14 protein-coding genes and 1 riboswitch are annotated in these 14,561 nt (G+C 60.3%); of the genes, 9 read left to right on the plus strand and 5 right to left on the minus strand.

The genetic code is table 11. The features are described 5' to 3' along the window. Positions 1–224 precede the first annotated feature (224 nt). Genes PSH80_RS25015 through PSH80_RS25025 form a run of 3 tightly spaced genes read left to right on the plus strand, consistent with a single transcriptional unit; the run spans position 225 to position 1,404 of the window. On the plus strand, positions 225–551 hold the full coding sequence (locus PSH80_RS25015) for a helix-turn-helix transcriptional regulator (RefSeq protein ID WP_057440224.1): 327 nt from the start codon (positions 225–227) through the stop codon (positions 549–551). Continuing rightward, entirely contained in the window at positions 548–982 is a 435-nt protein-coding gene (locus PSH80_RS25020) for a YeeE/YedE family protein (RefSeq protein ID WP_200659944.1), read from the plus strand. The genes PSH80_RS25015 and PSH80_RS25020 overlap by 4 nt, the downstream gene beginning before the upstream one ends. A 2-nt stretch (positions 983–984) precedes the next feature. Next, positions 985–1,404, plus strand: coding sequence for a DUF6691 family protein (locus tag PSH80_RS25025; RefSeq protein WP_057440342.1), 420 nt, complete (start codon positions 985–987; stop codon positions 1,402–1,404). 58 nt (positions 1,405–1,462) lie between these two features. On the opposite strand, the gene PSH80_RS25030 is transcribed toward PSH80_RS25025, so the two are convergent. The 3 genes from PSH80_RS25030 to PSH80_RS25040 form a co-directional block, all read right to left on the minus strand. After that, complete coding sequence (locus tag PSH80_RS25030) at positions 1,463–2,350, minus strand: formate/nitrite transporter family protein (protein ID WP_057960860.1); 888 nt, start codon at positions 2,348–2,350, stop codon at positions 1,463–1,465. A gap of 71 nt (positions 2,351–2,421) precedes the next feature. Then, positions 2,422–4,353: a patatin-like phospholipase family protein gene (locus tag PSH80_RS25035; protein WP_198791898.1), complete on the minus strand. Its 1,932-nt coding sequence runs from the start codon at positions 4,351–4,353 to the stop codon at positions 2,422–2,424. A gap of 98 nt (positions 4,354–4,451) precedes the next feature. Beyond that, complete coding sequence (locus PSH80_RS25040; protein ID WP_057440220.1) at positions 4,452–4,856, minus strand: acyl-CoA thioesterase; 405 nt, start codon at positions 4,854–4,856, stop codon at positions 4,452–4,454. A 198-nt stretch (positions 4,857–5,054) separates the two neighbouring features. After that, positions 5,055–5,162, plus strand: a riboswitch (S-adenosyl-L-homocysteine riboswitch). A 21-nt stretch (positions 5,163–5,183) separates the two neighbouring features. Between PSH80_RS25040 and ahcY the strand changes: the two genes are divergently transcribed. The 4 genes from ahcY to PSH80_RS25060 all read left to right on the plus strand — a co-directional run bounded on the left by ahcY (position 5,184) and on the right by PSH80_RS25060 (position 10,651). Next, on the plus strand, positions 5,184–6,593 hold the full coding sequence (gene ahcY / locus PSH80_RS25045) for an adenosylhomocysteinase (RefSeq protein ID WP_038444076.1): 1,410 nt from the start codon (positions 5,184–5,186) through the stop codon (positions 6,591–6,593). 175 nt (positions 6,594–6,768) lie between these two features. Then, positions 6,769–7,614 (plus strand): methylenetetrahydrofolate reductase [NAD(P)H], encoded by an 846-nt coding sequence (gene metF, locus PSH80_RS25050; RefSeq protein ID WP_057440341.1) that lies wholly within the window; start codon positions 6,769–6,771, stop codon positions 7,612–7,614. 129 nt (positions 7,615–7,743) lie between these two features. Next, the gene (locus PSH80_RS25055) at positions 7,744–8,547 is read left to right on the plus strand and encodes an ABC transporter substrate-binding protein (protein ID WP_057960862.1); all 804 of its coding nucleotides are present in this window, start codon (positions 7,744–7,746) and stop codon (positions 8,545–8,547) included. 223 nt (positions 8,548–8,770) lie between these two features. Then, entirely contained in the window at positions 8,771–10,651 is a 1,881-nt protein-coding gene (locus PSH80_RS25060) for a DEAD/DEAH box helicase (RefSeq protein ID WP_120734275.1), read from the plus strand. 228 nt (positions 10,652–10,879) lie between these two features. On the opposite strand, the gene PSH80_RS25065 is transcribed toward PSH80_RS25060, so the two are convergent. Both PSH80_RS25065 and PSH80_RS25070 read right to left on the minus strand, forming a co-directional pair. Next, positions 10,880–11,458 (minus strand): YceI family protein, encoded by a 579-nt coding sequence (locus PSH80_RS25065; RefSeq protein ID WP_057440349.1) that lies wholly within the window; start codon positions 11,456–11,458, stop codon positions 10,880–10,882. Positions 11,459–11,490: 32 nt separating this feature from the next. Continuing rightward, complete coding sequence (locus PSH80_RS25070; RefSeq protein WP_057440350.1) at positions 11,491–12,042, minus strand: cytochrome b; 552 nt, start codon at positions 12,040–12,042, stop codon at positions 11,491–11,493. 274 nt (positions 12,043–12,316) lie between these two features. Here PSH80_RS25070 and PSH80_RS25075 point away from each other — a divergent pair, with 274 nt between their 5' ends. Together PSH80_RS25075 and PSH80_RS25080 are read left to right on the plus strand one after the other, a co-directional pair. Continuing rightward, positions 12,317–13,723 (plus strand): adenosylmethionine--8-amino-7-oxononanoate transaminase, encoded by a 1,407-nt coding sequence (locus PSH80_RS25075; RefSeq protein WP_305418618.1) that lies wholly within the window; start codon positions 12,317–12,319, stop codon positions 13,721–13,723. 89 nt (positions 13,724–13,812) lie between these two features. After that, a complete protein-coding gene (locus PSH80_RS25080; protein WP_273865434.1) occupies positions 13,813–14,532 on the plus strand; it encodes a 16S rRNA (uracil(1498)-N(3))-methyltransferase in 720 nt (239 codons plus the stop codon). Positions 14,533–14,561 lie beyond the last annotated feature (29 nt).

Raw genomic sequence — 14,561 nt, forward strand, 5'->3', positions numbered from 1 at the left:
TTGTCAGAATGGCCAGATTTGATTCGTCATGTGTCAGCACCCTGCACGCTTATGTGGGTTTCCGCTTTATCGGCCTGCCACCCACCATCGGTGGATAAGGTTTAGTCTCACTGGCGTCGACTTTTTCAGGTCTGGATACAGGCTACACCCGTCTAGACACCACAGCCTTAGCTGCTCACTATGTAAATATATATATTATATAAACACTAAATGAGTCAGCAGTCATGCCACCTCTTGAACATGAACTTGATATCCAGCAACTGCGAGCTAGTGCTGAAGCCGCTGGCCAGCTACTGAAAGCGCTGGCAAACCCTGAACGATTGCTCCTCCTCTGCCAGTTGTCGCAGGGCGAGCTAAATGTTACCGATTTAGAGGCCTTGTCAGGCATTCAGCAACCTACGTTGTCTCAGCAACTCGCGGTGCTACGTCGCAAGGAGATGGTGGAAACGCGACGGGCAGGAAAGCAAGTCTATTACCGAATCAGCAGCTCTGTAGCGCTCGCGGTGATCCATGTCCTTTATCAGCACTTCTGTGCAGGAGATGCAAAATGAGCATTGATTGGATCAACTTTACGCCTTGGACTTCCGTAGGCGGAGGGGCCTTGATAGGGCTGGCGGTTAGCTTGTTTGTTCTCGCAAATGGCCGTATCGCAGGAATCAGTGGCTTGATTGGAAGCGTGATGCATTTTGGCAGTGAAGGCTGGAGCGAAAAGGCGCTATTTCTTCTTGGCCTGGTGATGGCGCCATTGTTGTGGGGGGCGTTTACCGTATTGCCGGAAATCGAGATCAAGGCAGAGTGGCCGGCCCTGATTATCGCAGGCCTGCTCGTCGGTGCGGGAACTCGCTACGGCTCCGGTTGTACAAGCGGTCATGGTGTTTGTGGGATCTCTCGATTGTCTCCCCGCTCCATTGCAGCAACGATCTGCTTTATGTTCGCAGGCATTGCAACGGTGTACATCATTCGTCATGTGGTGGGAGCATGAAGATGATCAAGTCGAGCGCATTTTTTGCAGGGCTGATCTTCGGCCTGGGTCTACTCCTGGCAGGCATGGCGAACCCCGCCAAGGTATTGGCTTTTCTTGATGTGGCCGGGGCCTGGGATCCGTCACTCGCACTGGTGATGGGAGGAGCTATCGCAGTGGCGGTTATTCCCCTGAGTTGGGCGCGCAAGAACAAGCGATCGTTGCTAGGTGCCCCCATGCAGTTACCGATTAGCCGAGAGTTGGATACCCGCTTGATTGGCGGCAGCCTGGTGTTCGGTATAGGTTGGGGAGTTGCGGGGATCTGCCCTGGGCCAGCCGTCGCTATTCTGCTTACGGGGCATGGGCAAATCATCATATTCGTATTGGCCATGTTGGCCGGTATGTACGTGTTCTCTCTATTGGATCGTCGACGCACGACCTGATTAGGCGATAGACGTGAAAGCGAATGACCCAGGCTGAACCCCAGGCCACGTCTGAACATCACTGATCCTTGTCGATCGACTGCGGATGCCTCGGGTCCGCAGCCTGCTTGCCCGGCAGGCTGCCTTCGCTGCGAATCTGCGCATGGCTGATCAGCGCGAAGATAAAACTGCCGCCGATGATATTGCCCGCCAGGGTCGGCCCGGCAAATACCAGCCAGAAGTCCTTCCACGGTAGCTCGCCGGCAAATACCAGATAGGACACCTCCGCCGAACCGACGACAATGTGGGTGAAATCACCCAGGGCCATCAGGTAGGTGATCAGGATAATGATCCACATCTTGGCGCTTTCCATGGACGGGATCATCCACACCATGGTGGCGATCATCCAGCCGGAGACGATGCCTTTGGCAAACATCTGGCCCGTGTCGTTCTCCATGACCTTGCGCCCGATGTCGAGGAAGGCCAGGTCAGTCTTGGTGTCGAAAATCGGCAGGTGCAGCATCACGTAGGCCACCAGCAAGGTGCCGCAAAGGTTGCCCACCAGTACCACCGTCCACAACCGCAGCAGGCGCCCGGCATTGCCCAGGGTCGGCTTGCTCATCACCGGGAGCACGGCGGTCAGGGTGTTTTCGGTGAACAGTTGCTGGCGCGCAAGGATCACCGCGAGAAAACCTGCGCAGTAGCCAAAGCTGGCAATCACCTTGAAGCCTTCACCGCCCGGCAGGCGTGAGTTGAGCAGCCCCATGGCCATCAATGACAAGCCCATGGTCAGGCCGGCGGCCAGCGCCGACCACCACAGCGCCGCGACGCTGCGCTCCAGTTCCTGGTCGCCCTGGGTGCGAATGATTTCATGCAGCACCGCTGCCCTGGGCGGTTGGTTCTTGTCCACATCCTGCTGCTCTTCCTGCGACAGGTTGGGAGTTTTGCCGTCTTTGTGGGTGGCCATGATGTTCCAGTGTCCAAGGGGTGCCTGTAGCTACGACACGCTGGCGCAGTGGCTGTTCAGTGGCCGGAGAACTAAAGCGGAATGCGCCAGGCCTTGGCCATTTCCACGGTGGTCGAGCTCAGTGGTTTGGACCAGGGTTTATTACGCGCACCATAGTATTCAATGATGTCGTCGAGCACCCGATTGAACTCGGCCGGCGTCGTTGCCGTGGCCAGGTCGCGCGCGGCCCGCTGCAGAAGCTCGACGTTGGCGGCCGTCTGGCCTGCACGGTAGAGGGAGGGGTAGATGACTTCGCGGGTGAAGTTGTCGGCTTTTACGGCAATATCCCGTCGCTGCATTTGAGCCACGGCACTGGTCATGACCTTGGAGGTTGGCGTGGAAGCCCCCTGATTGTGCTTGGCAACCACCTGCAACAGTTGCTGGAAGTTATGCTGCCCAGGGGCGTTAAGCCGCCGCCCCAACCACTCGATATGCTGGGGCCGGGTAACCAGTGCATCCAGGTTACGCAGCGCAGAGAGCAACCCAGGCGTGAAGACCAAAGTATTGCCTGCCTTGTTGGCCTCGGTAATCGCTGCGTCCAGAGCTTGCAATGCCTGCTGTGCCTGCTTGCGAAAACGCAGCACATTCGCCGCGGCGGGATCCTTCTGGAGTGCCACTTGCACGCTGGCAAGCATTGCATCGTCCATCGCCAGCACCGCGTCGTCCAATGACTCGAACAAGTGCCGCTCACGCACCTTGCTGCGCTGCTCCTGGTGCTGCGTCACCGCTTGCCGGGCCTGGGCCTGCAAATGCTTTTTCTGCTCGGCGGTCATGGTGAAATTGACCGTGCCACTGAGCAGGCCACTAAAGTCACCTTTGGCGGATTTGAGCGGCAGCACCACGGTTTGCTCGTTAAATTCCTTGAGGCGTTGCTGTTGATAGGCACCTGCAGCCGTATGGGCAGTGCCTGTCAGTTTGTCCGCAACAGCGCTTATGACGCTGCCGCTCTTTTTCTGCGATGCAGGAGCCTGGGACTCGAATTTGACGATCAACGACTCCGGCTGGCTCAGCGGGCTCTCGGGAAACGAGCGCTCGATCACCCCGGGAGCCGGGGTGTTGAGCAACAAGCCACCGTCCTGGAAAAAAGTGGTTTCACCCACCGCCTGAAACCCATGGCCTTGCTCGGCAGGGCTTTTGAACAGTCCCGGTAGGGAGCCCGAGATATGCGCGGCGCGGGCAATGTCCATATCCGGGGTCAGGCTGGCGTTGAACACCACCAACTGCGGGCGACCATCGAACATGCCGGTCCCCGTGATGTTCAGTTGCTTGATCGCCGGGATATGCCTGCTCAGCACGTCAAGATCAGCAAAGGTCGGTGCCCCTCCGGCGCTCAGCCTGTCGGCGATTTTCATCACTTCGTCGGGGCGGGCTGCCCTGGGCATGGCGGCAATATGGGCCAGGATCGACTTGCGTGACTCGTTACGGATCAGGTCTTCGAGCGAGTGCGCCTGGGTTTGCAGGCGCGGCATCATGGTCAGCAGCAATTGGGAAATGTTGCCCGCCGGGCCTGGCAGGCGCCCGGCAAGTTTGCCGAGGCTCGCCCCGGCATTTTGCAGCCAGGCCGTCACAGGGTTGGGGCTGTTGAGCAGGCTGGGCAGATCAATGCTGTTTGAGAGCGTGCCGAAGGCCTTGGCTCCCATGCCACTGGCCAGCAACGCTGCAGAAATCGCACCGGCAGATGAACCAGAAATGGCAGAGATGCCTGGCAGTGTTCCGGTTTCTTCAAGGGCCTGGACCATCCCGGGGAAGGCGATGCCCTTGGCACCACCGCCGCTGAGTACCAGATGGCTGACCGCAGGGGGTGACAGCACCACCTCCACCTGCCCCTTGCTGTCTCGAAACAGGCTCAGCTTTCGCGGGCCGACGCCCTCGACCAAGGGTGTCTTGTTGCCTTGGGCGGGGGGCGGCGGGGGTTGCCGCGATGACGGCTGAGTCTTGGCAGCCGGGTTGGCGGTCACTTTCATTGCGGGCTCTCTCTACAGGATGTGGTCCTGAGTGCAGAGAAAGCCTGGAAGCGATCCACCCGGACAGATTTGGTAAATCAAATCAGGCCGGGCCGGGGTTACTCAGTGAGGTTGTCATCCTGGAACTGGTCTTTCACGTACTTGATCTCGGTACGCCCGTGGGGTGCCGGCAGACCGTCTTCGCCGAGGTTGACGAAGACCATTTTCTCCACGGTGAGGATGCTTTTGCGCGTGATCTTGTTGCGCACTTCACAGGTCAGGGTGATGGAGGTGCGGCCAAACTCGGTGGCGGTGATGCCCAGCTCGATGATGTCGCCCTGGCGCGAGGCGCTGACAAAATTGATCTCGGAGATGTACTTGGTCACCACGCGCTGGTTGCCCAGTTGAACGATGGCGTAGATCGCCGCTTCTTCGTCGATCCAGCGCAACAGGCTGCCACCGAACAGGGTGCCGTTGGGGTTGAGGTCTTCGGGTTTTACCCATTTGCGGGTGTGGAAGTTCATGTTCACTCCAAAGCGTCTTGCCGAATGATGGGCGACATCATGGCAGAGCGTCGGCCCAAGCTCTATGAGCCATTGCCTATCAGCACCATGAACGATCTTCATGCCCCCGACAGAAAGGCTTGGGAAGTCAGGCGCAGGCAGCTATAATCGCCACCGCTTCAAAACGGTCATCTGTGATTGATACCGTTCTCCCGCCACCTGTCCGAGGGGCGCTGCAGCAGGCCCTGGCCTGTCAGGCTCGGATGGGGCGTTGCCCGGCCGGGTTGTCCTGGCTGGATACTAAACGCACAACGGCGCCCATTCGCACACTACGAATGGAGGCTCTTCATGAGCGCTGTAATCACGCCTGCAGGTTTTACCGACTACAAAGTCGCCGACATGTCCCTCGCTGCCTGGGGCCGTCGCGAAACCTTTATCGCCGAATCCGAAATGCCAGCCCTGATGGGTCTGCGCCGCAAGTACGCCGCTGAACAGCCGCTCAAGGGCGCGAAGATTCTCGGCTGCATCCACATGACCATCCAGACTGCCGTGCTGATCGAAACCCTGGTTGCCCTGGGTGCCGAAGTGCGCTGGTCGTCCTGCAACATCTTCTCGACTCAGGACCAGGCCGCTGCCGCCATCGCAGCCGCTGGCATCCCTGTCTTCGCCTGGAAAGGCGAGACCGAAGAAGAGTACGAGTGGTGCCTGGAGCAAACCATCCTGAAAGATGGCGCGCCTTGGGATGCCAACATGATCCTCGACGACGGCGGCGACCTGACCGAGCTGTTGCACAAAAAGTACCCGGCCATCCTGGATCGCGTCCATGGCGTGACCGAAGAAACCACCACCGGCGTACACCGCCTGCTGGACATGCTGGCCAAGGGCGAGCTGAAAATCCCGGCCATCAACGTCAACGACTCGGTGACCAAGAGCAAGAACGACAACAAGTACGGCTGCCGTCACAGCCTCAACGATGCGATCAAGCGCGGCACCGACCACCTGCTGTCGGGCAAGCAAGCCCTGGTGATCGGCTACGGCGACGTGGGCAAGGGTTCGTCCCAGTCCCTGCGTCAGGAAGGCATGATCGTCAAGGTCTCCGAAGTTGACCCGATCTGCGCCATGCAAGCCTGCATGGACGGTTTCGAAGTGGTCTCGCCGTTCATCGACGGCCAGAACGACGGCACCGAAGCGAGCATCGACAAAGCCCTGCTGGGCAAGATCGACCTGATCGTGACCACCACCGGTAACGTCAATGTGTGCGATGCCAACATGCTCAAGGCCCTGAAAAAGCGCGCCGTGGTGTGCAACATCGGGCACTTCGACAACGAGATCGACACCGCTTTCATGCGCAAGAACTGGGCATGGGAAGAAGTCAAACCTCAGGTGCACAAGGTTCACCGTACCGGCGCTGGCGATTTCGACCCACAGAACGATGACTACCTGATCCTGCTGGCCGAAGGCCGCCTGGTAAACCTGGGTAACGCCACTGGCCACCCAAGCCGCATCATGGATGGCTCGTTCGCCAACCAGGTACTGGCGCAGATCTTCCTGTTCGGCCAGAAATACGCCGACCTGTCGCCCGCCCAGAAAGCCGAGCGCCTGACCGTGGAAGTACTGCCGAAGAAACTCGACGAAGAAGTGGCCCTGGAAATGGTCCGCGGCTTCGGCGGCGTCGTGACGCAACTGACCAAGACCCAGGCCGACTACATCGGCGTGACGGTTGAAGGTCCGTTCAAGCCGCACGCCTACCGCTACTGATCGGCCTGTTGCCTGCTCTCCATGTGGAGGGCAGGCTTCTGTGGGAGCGGGCTTGCTCGCGAAAGCGATGTTTCAGTATCAGGTATGTTGACTGAAACTCCGCTTTCGCGAGCAAGCCCGCTCCCACATTGACGGTGTATGTCTTCCGGTTTTTTGAGTTTCCAAGGGTATGACCATGTCCCAAGACCGTCGCTACAGCTTCGAGTTCTTCCCGACCAAGACCGATGCTGGGCATGAAAAATTGATGGCGACTGCCAAGCAGTTGGCCAGCTACAACCCCGACTTCTTCTCCTGCACCTACGGCGCAGGCGGCTCGACCCGTGATCGCACGATCAACACCGTGCTGCAACTGGAAAGCGAAGCCAAAGTGCCCGCCGCACCGCACCTGTCGTGCGTAGGCGACAGCAAGGCCGACCTGCGCAGCCTGCTGACCCAGTACAAGGCCGCCGGCATCAAGCGTATCGTCGCCCTGCGCGGTGACCTGCCATCCGGCATGGGCATGGCCAGCGGCGAGTTGCGCTACGCCAATGATCTGGTGAGCTTCATTCGTGAAGAGACTGGCGACCACTTCCATATCGAAGTGGCCGCCTACCCGGAAATGCACCCTCAGGCGCGCAATTTCGAAGACGATCTGCGCAACTTCGTGCGCAAGGCCGAAGCCGGCGCCAACAGTGCGATCACCCAGTACTTTTTCAACGCCGACAGCTACTTCTACTTCGTCGAGCGCGTGCAGGCCCTGGGTGTGAATATCCCAATCGTGCCGGGCATCATGCCGATCACCAACTACAGCAAGCTGGCGCGCTTCTCTGACGCCTGCGGTGCAGAAATCCCACGCTGGGTACGCAAGCAGCTGGAAGCCTATGGCGATGACGTCAAAAGCATCCAGGCCTTTGGCGAGCAAGTCATCAGTGAAATGTGCGAAACCTTGCTGCAAGGTGGCGCGCCGGGCCTGCACTTCTACACCCTGAACCAGGCTGACCCGAGCCTGGCGATCTGGAACAACCTCAAGCTGCCACGCTGAGGCTACCCCTTTGTACCGCCAGCCGGGATTCCTTCCCGGCCCGGCGGCACAATAAAAGTTCAGGTTTGCGACCTGAAGATCCCCGATCCAGAGCTTCTCTTTAACCTGCGACAGTCGTAACCTCAGGGTATGCCCGTCATTTTCCAGCTGTTGACCGCTGTCCTTTTCACTTGCCTGAGCCTGACCGCCCACGGCGAGAAATTGCGCATTGTCACCGAACCCTGGGCCCCTTACGTCTACGAAGAAAACGGCCAGATGCGCGGGCTCGACTACGAGGCCACCGTCATCGTGTTCGAGCGCCTGGGGATCGAGGTGCAATGGCAGTTCCTGCCCTGGAAACGTTGCCTGGCCATGCTCGACCAGGGCCTGGCCGATGGCGCGCTGGATATTTTCCACAGCCACGAACGCGACGCGGCGCTGCTTTATCCCAGCGAACCGCTGTCCCAGGTTGAGTTTGTGATGTTCTACGCCAACGAGCGCCCACATCCGTTCCAGACCCTGGATGACCTCAAAGGGCTGACCATCGGCACCTCCCCCGGCTACCTGTATAGCGCCGGGTTCAGCGAATCCACCCTGTTTACCCGCGAGCCGGCCCCCAGCCATGAGGCCAACTTCGGTAAACTGGCCCGTGGCCGGATTGATCTGGTGATCACCGACCGCCGGGTTGGCCAGCATGTGCTCAAGGAGTTAGGCCTGGAACACCACGTTACCCAGGCGTCGCCGGTGATCAGCAGCCAGAAACAATTCCTCGCCGTACGCCGTGGCGCGGGCATGGACTTGCTGGTGCAGCGCTTTGGTGCCGAGCTCAAGCGCTTCAAGCAAGAGCCCGCCTATGCCGCCCTGAGTGCAAAATATGCCGGCAACAGTGCCAAAACTGCCCCCTCGCCGCCGCTGGAGCAAACCGTTGAGCAGCAGGAAAGCGGCGCGCGGTGATTGCTCTGTTATACTCCGGCCTTTCCGCCAGGCTTACGCCCGGCCGTTGTGGTCGTATAACAGGCATCCAACCCCGCTACTGCGCAGCTTTGCAGCCCGCGCGAGCCGTTGGAGTGCCTGCCAGCCCCAGCAGGACCGGACGGGGTTGCGTTCCTCTAAACGCGATTCGCGCCCGGCAAGATTATCCCTTTGGGCCAAGCCCTAACTACAAACAGGATTACTCATGTCCTTTGCTTCCCTCGGTCTCTCCGAGGCTTTAGTCCGCGCCATCGAGGCAGCGGGCTATACCGAGCCTACTCCGGTGCAACAGCGGGCTATTCCCGCCGTGTTGCAAGGTCGCGACCTGATGGTCGCGGCTCAGACAGGTACTGGTAAAACCGGCGGCTTCGCCCTCCCGATTCTGGAGCGGTTGTTCCCCAATGGTCACCCGGACAAATCCCAGCGTCACGGCCCGCGCCAACCCCGCGTACTGGTCCTGACCCCTACCCGCGAACTCGCCGCACAAGTGCATGACAGCTTCAAGCTGTACGCCCGCGACCTGAAGTTCGTCAGTGCCTGCATCTTCGGCGGCGTTGGCATGAACCCCCAGGTTCAGGCCATGTCCCGTGGGGTTGACGTGCTGGTCGCCTGCCCTGGTCGTTTGCTCGACCTGTGTGGCCAAGGCAGCGTCGATCTGTCCCACGTGGAAATCCTCGTGCTGGACGAAGCCGACCGCATGCTCGACATGGGCTTTGTCCATGACGTGAAGAAAGTCCTCGCGCGCCTGCCGGCCAAGCGTCAGAACCTGCTGTTCTCGGCAACGTTCTCCAACGACATCACCGCCCTGGCCGGCAAGCTGCTGCACAACCCCGAGCGCATCGAAGTCACGCCGCCCAACACCACGGTCGAGCGTATCGAGCAGCGGGTGTTCCGCCTGCCAGCCAGCCACAAGCGCTCGCTGTTGGCCCACCTGATTACCGCCGGTGCCTGGGAACAAGTGCTGGTGTTCACCCGCACCAAGCATGGCGCCAACCGCCTGGCCGAGTACCTGGACAAGCACGGCCTGACCGCCGTCGCCATCCACGGCAACAAGAGCCAGAACGCGCGGACCAAGGCCCTGGCCGACTTCAAGGCCGGCTCCGTACGGATCCTGGTCGCCACCGATATCGCCGCCCGCGGCCTGGATATCGACCAACTGCCGCATGTGGTCAACTTCGAGCTGCCAAACGTCGATGAAGACTATGTGCACCGTATCGGCCGTACTGGCCGTGCCGGTCGTTCGGGCGAGGCCATTTCCCTGGTCGCCCCGGATGAAGAAAAACTGCTGAAAAGCATCGAGCGCATGACCAAGCAGAAAATCGCCGACGGCGACCTGATGGGCTTCGATGCCAGCACCGTAGAAGCCGAAAAACCGGAAGTGCGCGAGCGTCCGGACGTGCGTAACCCGCGCAACCCACGCGGTCCTAAGGGCGATGGCCCGAACGGCGGCGGTGGTGGCGGTGGTCGTCGCGACAAAGGCAAGGACAAGGGTGGCAAAGACAAGGCACCTACCAACGGCCGTGGCGAACGCCCAGCCCGCGAGCAAAAGCCCCGCGAAGGCACCCCGGCCCGCGAACAGCGCCAGCCGAGCCAGCCGCCACGCGCCGCAGCCGACCGCGCACCGGACGAGTTCCTCGACGATGACGTGGATAACTTCGGTAACCGCGTGGACTACGTGCCACAGGCCAAACCGGCCCAGGGCCGTGGTCGTCGCCCAGGTGCCCCGGCACCGGGCGCTAGTGCAGGCGCTCCGCGCACCGGCGGCCAGCCACAGGGTCGCCAGAACGGTCCGCGCAGCAGCAACGGCGCCACCACCGGCACCCCACCGGCCAAGCGCAATGGTCCGCGTAACGGCGCACCGCGTGATGGCCAGGCCCGTCGCGAAGAGTCGCGCAACCGCCGCCCTGCACGTGATGAGCAGCCACGCGCCTCGGAACCTGCCGTGCAGAACCCGCGCAGCGGCACGACGCCGAAGATCATCCACAAGGAGTCGAAAAGCGATCGCTTCCCGACACCTGAGCAGTTGGATCAACTGCCAGGCCGCCCTCGTGGTGAAAAACCAGCGTTGCTGACCCGCAACCGCTGATTTTCAAAGCACCATGAAAAATGCCCCGCATCGAAAGATCCGGGGCATTTTTATGGGCTCGACAACGATCAACTGCAGGAGCTGGCTTGCCTGCGATGACGGTACTTCAGCCTGCATCGCAGGTGGCTGACCTGCCGCTATCGCAGGCAAGCCAGCTCCTACATTGAGCGTATTCCAGGCTAAAAAAAACCGGATCTCACGATCCGGTTTTTTATGCAGCCTGCGAATTTACTTCGTTTTGACACCTTCCAGCGTGATGTCCAGGTCTACAGTCTGGGAAGTCGGGCCAGGGCCTTTGACGCCGAAGTCATTCAGGTTCAGCGTAGTCTTGGCGTTGAAGCCAGCACGTTCGCCGCCCCACGGATCCTTGCCTTCACCGTTGAACGTGGCCTTGAAGGTCACAGGCTTGGTCACACCGTGGAAGGTCAGGTCGCCGGTCACGTCAGCCGTTTTTTCGCCGGTTGGTTTAACTGCGGTCGAAACGAACTTGGCATCGGCGAACTTGCCAACGTCCAGGAAGTCCTTGCTGGCGATGTGCTTGTCACGTTCAGCGTGGTTGGACCACAGGCTGGCGGTTTTCACGTCGACGGCGATTTTGCTGGCTTCAGGCTTGGCGGCATCCCAGCTGAACGTACCATCCCAGTCCTTGAAGGTACCGTGGATGTAGCTGTAGCCCAGGTGGCTGATTTTCCAGTCGATGAAGGCGTGCTGGCCTTCCTTGTCGATCTTGTAATCAGCAGCCATCACCTGACCGGCAGACAGCAGAGCAGTACCGATTGCCAGAGCGGCGAGAGTCTTTTTCAACATGCTTTCTATTCCTTGTGAGTCGAGGTTGAACATCAGGCTTTGCGCCCCAGCATACGAACCAGGGTCGCGTCACGATCAATGAAGTGGTGTTTCAACGCGGCCACGCCATGCAGGCCGGCAAACACCACCAGCACCCAGGCCAGGTAAAAATGCACCAGGCCAGCTACGTCTGCCTGGTCCGGTAGACCGGAAACCACGGCAGGAATTTCAAACAGGCCAAACACCGGGATCCCCACACCGTCTGCGGTGGAAATCAGGTAACCGGCAATCATCACGGCAAACAAGCCGACGTACAGGAACGCATGGCCAAACGCCGCGCCGATACGTGTCATGCGGCTATAGCTGGCCAGTGCGGGCGGCGGCGGGCTGAGCAGGCGCCAGACAATCCGCACCAGCATCACGGCGAATAGCGTAATACCGATGCTTTTGTGCAAGTCCGGGGCGTCTTTGCGCCACAGGCTGTAGTAGTCGAGGCCGACCATCCACAGGCCCAGCGCGAACAAACCAAACACCACCAGCGCCACACTCCAGTGGATAACGATGCTGACCCAGCCGTAGCGGGTCGATGTGTTTCGTAGTTGCATTCCCCAAATCCCGTAAGAGCCGTGCCCAAGACTAGCGTTTTACTTATCGACATAAAGCGGAAAATTTCGCTTCAAAAGATCGACTTATCCGATATTGAGCCTATGAACAGTAAATTAACTAGGGATTAAGGACTATTCAGCACAAACGTGACAGACCGTCCTACATTTACTGCCAATTCACCGCCCATGGGTTGTGACACAGCCCACCATTGCATAGGCTTGCGCGATTGTTTTGCCTGCGCAGGCAGTGGCAGCGCTTCGAGGAGACTAAAAGATGGGCTTGAATAACCAGTGGATGCAACGCGACCTCGCCGTGCTGTGGCATCCCTGCACCCAGATGAAAGACCACCAGCAACTGCCGCTGGTGCCGATCAAGCGCGGTGAAGGCGTATGGCTGGAAGACTTCGAAGGCAAGCGCTATCTCGATGCGGTCAGCTCCTGGTGGGTCAATGTGTTCGGCCACGCCAACCCGCGTATCAATCAGCGCATCAAGGACCAAGTGGACCAACTGGAGCACGTGATCCTCGCCGGCTTCAGCCACCAGCCGGTGATCGAGCTGTCCGAGCGCCTGGTCAAGCTCACCCCCGAAGGCCTGACTCGCTGCTTCTACGCCGACAATGGCTCGTCGTGCATCGAAGTCGCATTGAAGATGAGCTTTCACTATTGGCTCAACCGCGGCCAGCCGAATAAAAAGCGCTTTGTCACCCTGACCAACAGCTACCACGGCGAAACCATCGCCGCGATGTCGGTCGGCGATGTGCCACTGTTCACCGAGACCTACAAGGCCCTGCTGCTGGACACCATCAAGGTGCCCAGCCCGGACTGCTACCAGCGCCCCGCAGGCATGAGCTGGGAAGAACACTCGCGCAACATGTTCCAGGCCATGGAACAGACCCTGGCGGACCACCACGACAGCGTCGCCGCGGTGATCGTCGAGCCGCTGATCCAGGGCGCCGGTGGCATGCGCATGTACCACCCGGTGTACCTCACGCTGCTGCGCGAAGCCTGCGACCGGTATGGCGTGCACCTGATCCACGACGAAATCGCAGTGGGTTTCGGCCGCACCGGCAGCATGTTCGCCTGTGAGCAGGCGGGCATCCGCCCCGACTTCCTGTGCCTGTCCAAGGCCCTCACCGGCGGCTACCTGCCGCTGGCCGCCGTGGTCACCACCGAAGATGTGTACAGCGCCTTCTACGACGACTACCCGACCCTACGCGCGTTCCTGCACTCCCACAGCTACACCGGCAACCCGTTGGCGTGTGCGGCGGCCCTGGCGACCCTGGATATCTTCGAAGAAGACAACGTCATCGAGAACAACAAGGCCCTGGCCCAGCGCATGGCCACGGCCACCGAGCACCTGGTGGACCACCCCCACGTGTCGGAAGTGCGCCAGACCGGCATGGTGCTGGCCATCGAGATGGTCCAGGACAAGGCCACCAAGACCGCCTACCCCTGGCAGGAACGGCGCGGCCTGAAGGTGTTCGAGCACGCCCTGGAACGCGGCGCATTGCTGCGCCCGCTGGGCAGTGTGGTGTACTTCCTGCCGCCGTACGTGATTACCCCGGAGCAGATCGACTTCCTCGCTGAAGTGGCCACTGAAGGCATTGATATCGCCACCAACAGCACAGTCAGCGTGGCCGTGCCCAAGGACTTCCACCCAGGCTTTCGCGACCCCGGCTGATTGAACCCACCCCATTAATCTGGCGCCTGGCCTGCCGCATCGCGGGCAAGCCCGGCTCCCACAGGTTTTGCATTTTCCCGAGAACAGAAATGAGACTGTCCCGCTTTTTCACCGATACCCCGTTGAGCCTTGGCGACCACGAGTTGCCCGAGGCCCAGGCGCACTACATCAGCCGCGTGCTGCGCATGAACGAAGGCGATGCCGTGCAACTGTTCGACGGTTCTGGCCAGGAATTTCGCGGCAGCCTGCTGGAAGTCGGGAAAAAACGCGTGACGGTGCAACTGACCGAAGCCTTCGCCGGCCAGGTGGAGTCGCCTTTGCACATTCATCTGGGTCAGGGCTTGTCCCGTGGCGAGCGCATGGACTGGGCCATCCAGAAAGCCACCGAGCTTGGGGTCAACGCCATCACACCGATTTTCAGCGAGCGCTGCGAAGTGCGCCTCAAGGACGAACGCGCCGACAAGCGCCTGCTGCACTGGCGCCAGGTCGCAATCAGCGCCTGTGAGCAATGCGGGCGCTCCACGGTGCCGGTGATTCACCCACCGTTGTTGCTGGCCGATTGGTTGAAACAAGCCGAGGCGGATTTGAAGTTGGTGCTGCACCCGGTGGCCGAGCCACTGGTGAGTCATGCCAAACCGTCGAGCCTGGCGTTTTTGATCGGCCCGGAGGGAGGCTTGACCGATGGCGAAGTCCAGACCGCGCAAAATGCTGGCTTCCACGCCGCACGCCTGGGCCCGCGAGTATTGCGCACCGAGACCGCGCCCGTAGTTGCGCTATCCGTCGCGCAACAACTGTGGGGCGACTTCTAGCCCCACTGTGCAAACCCAATCAAAACGGT

It is taken from the genome of Pseudomonas sp. FP818, assembly GCF_030687335.1.
Classification (GTDB): domain Bacteria; phylum Pseudomonadota; class Gammaproteobacteria; order Pseudomonadales; family Pseudomonadaceae; genus Aquipseudomonas; species Aquipseudomonas shahriarae.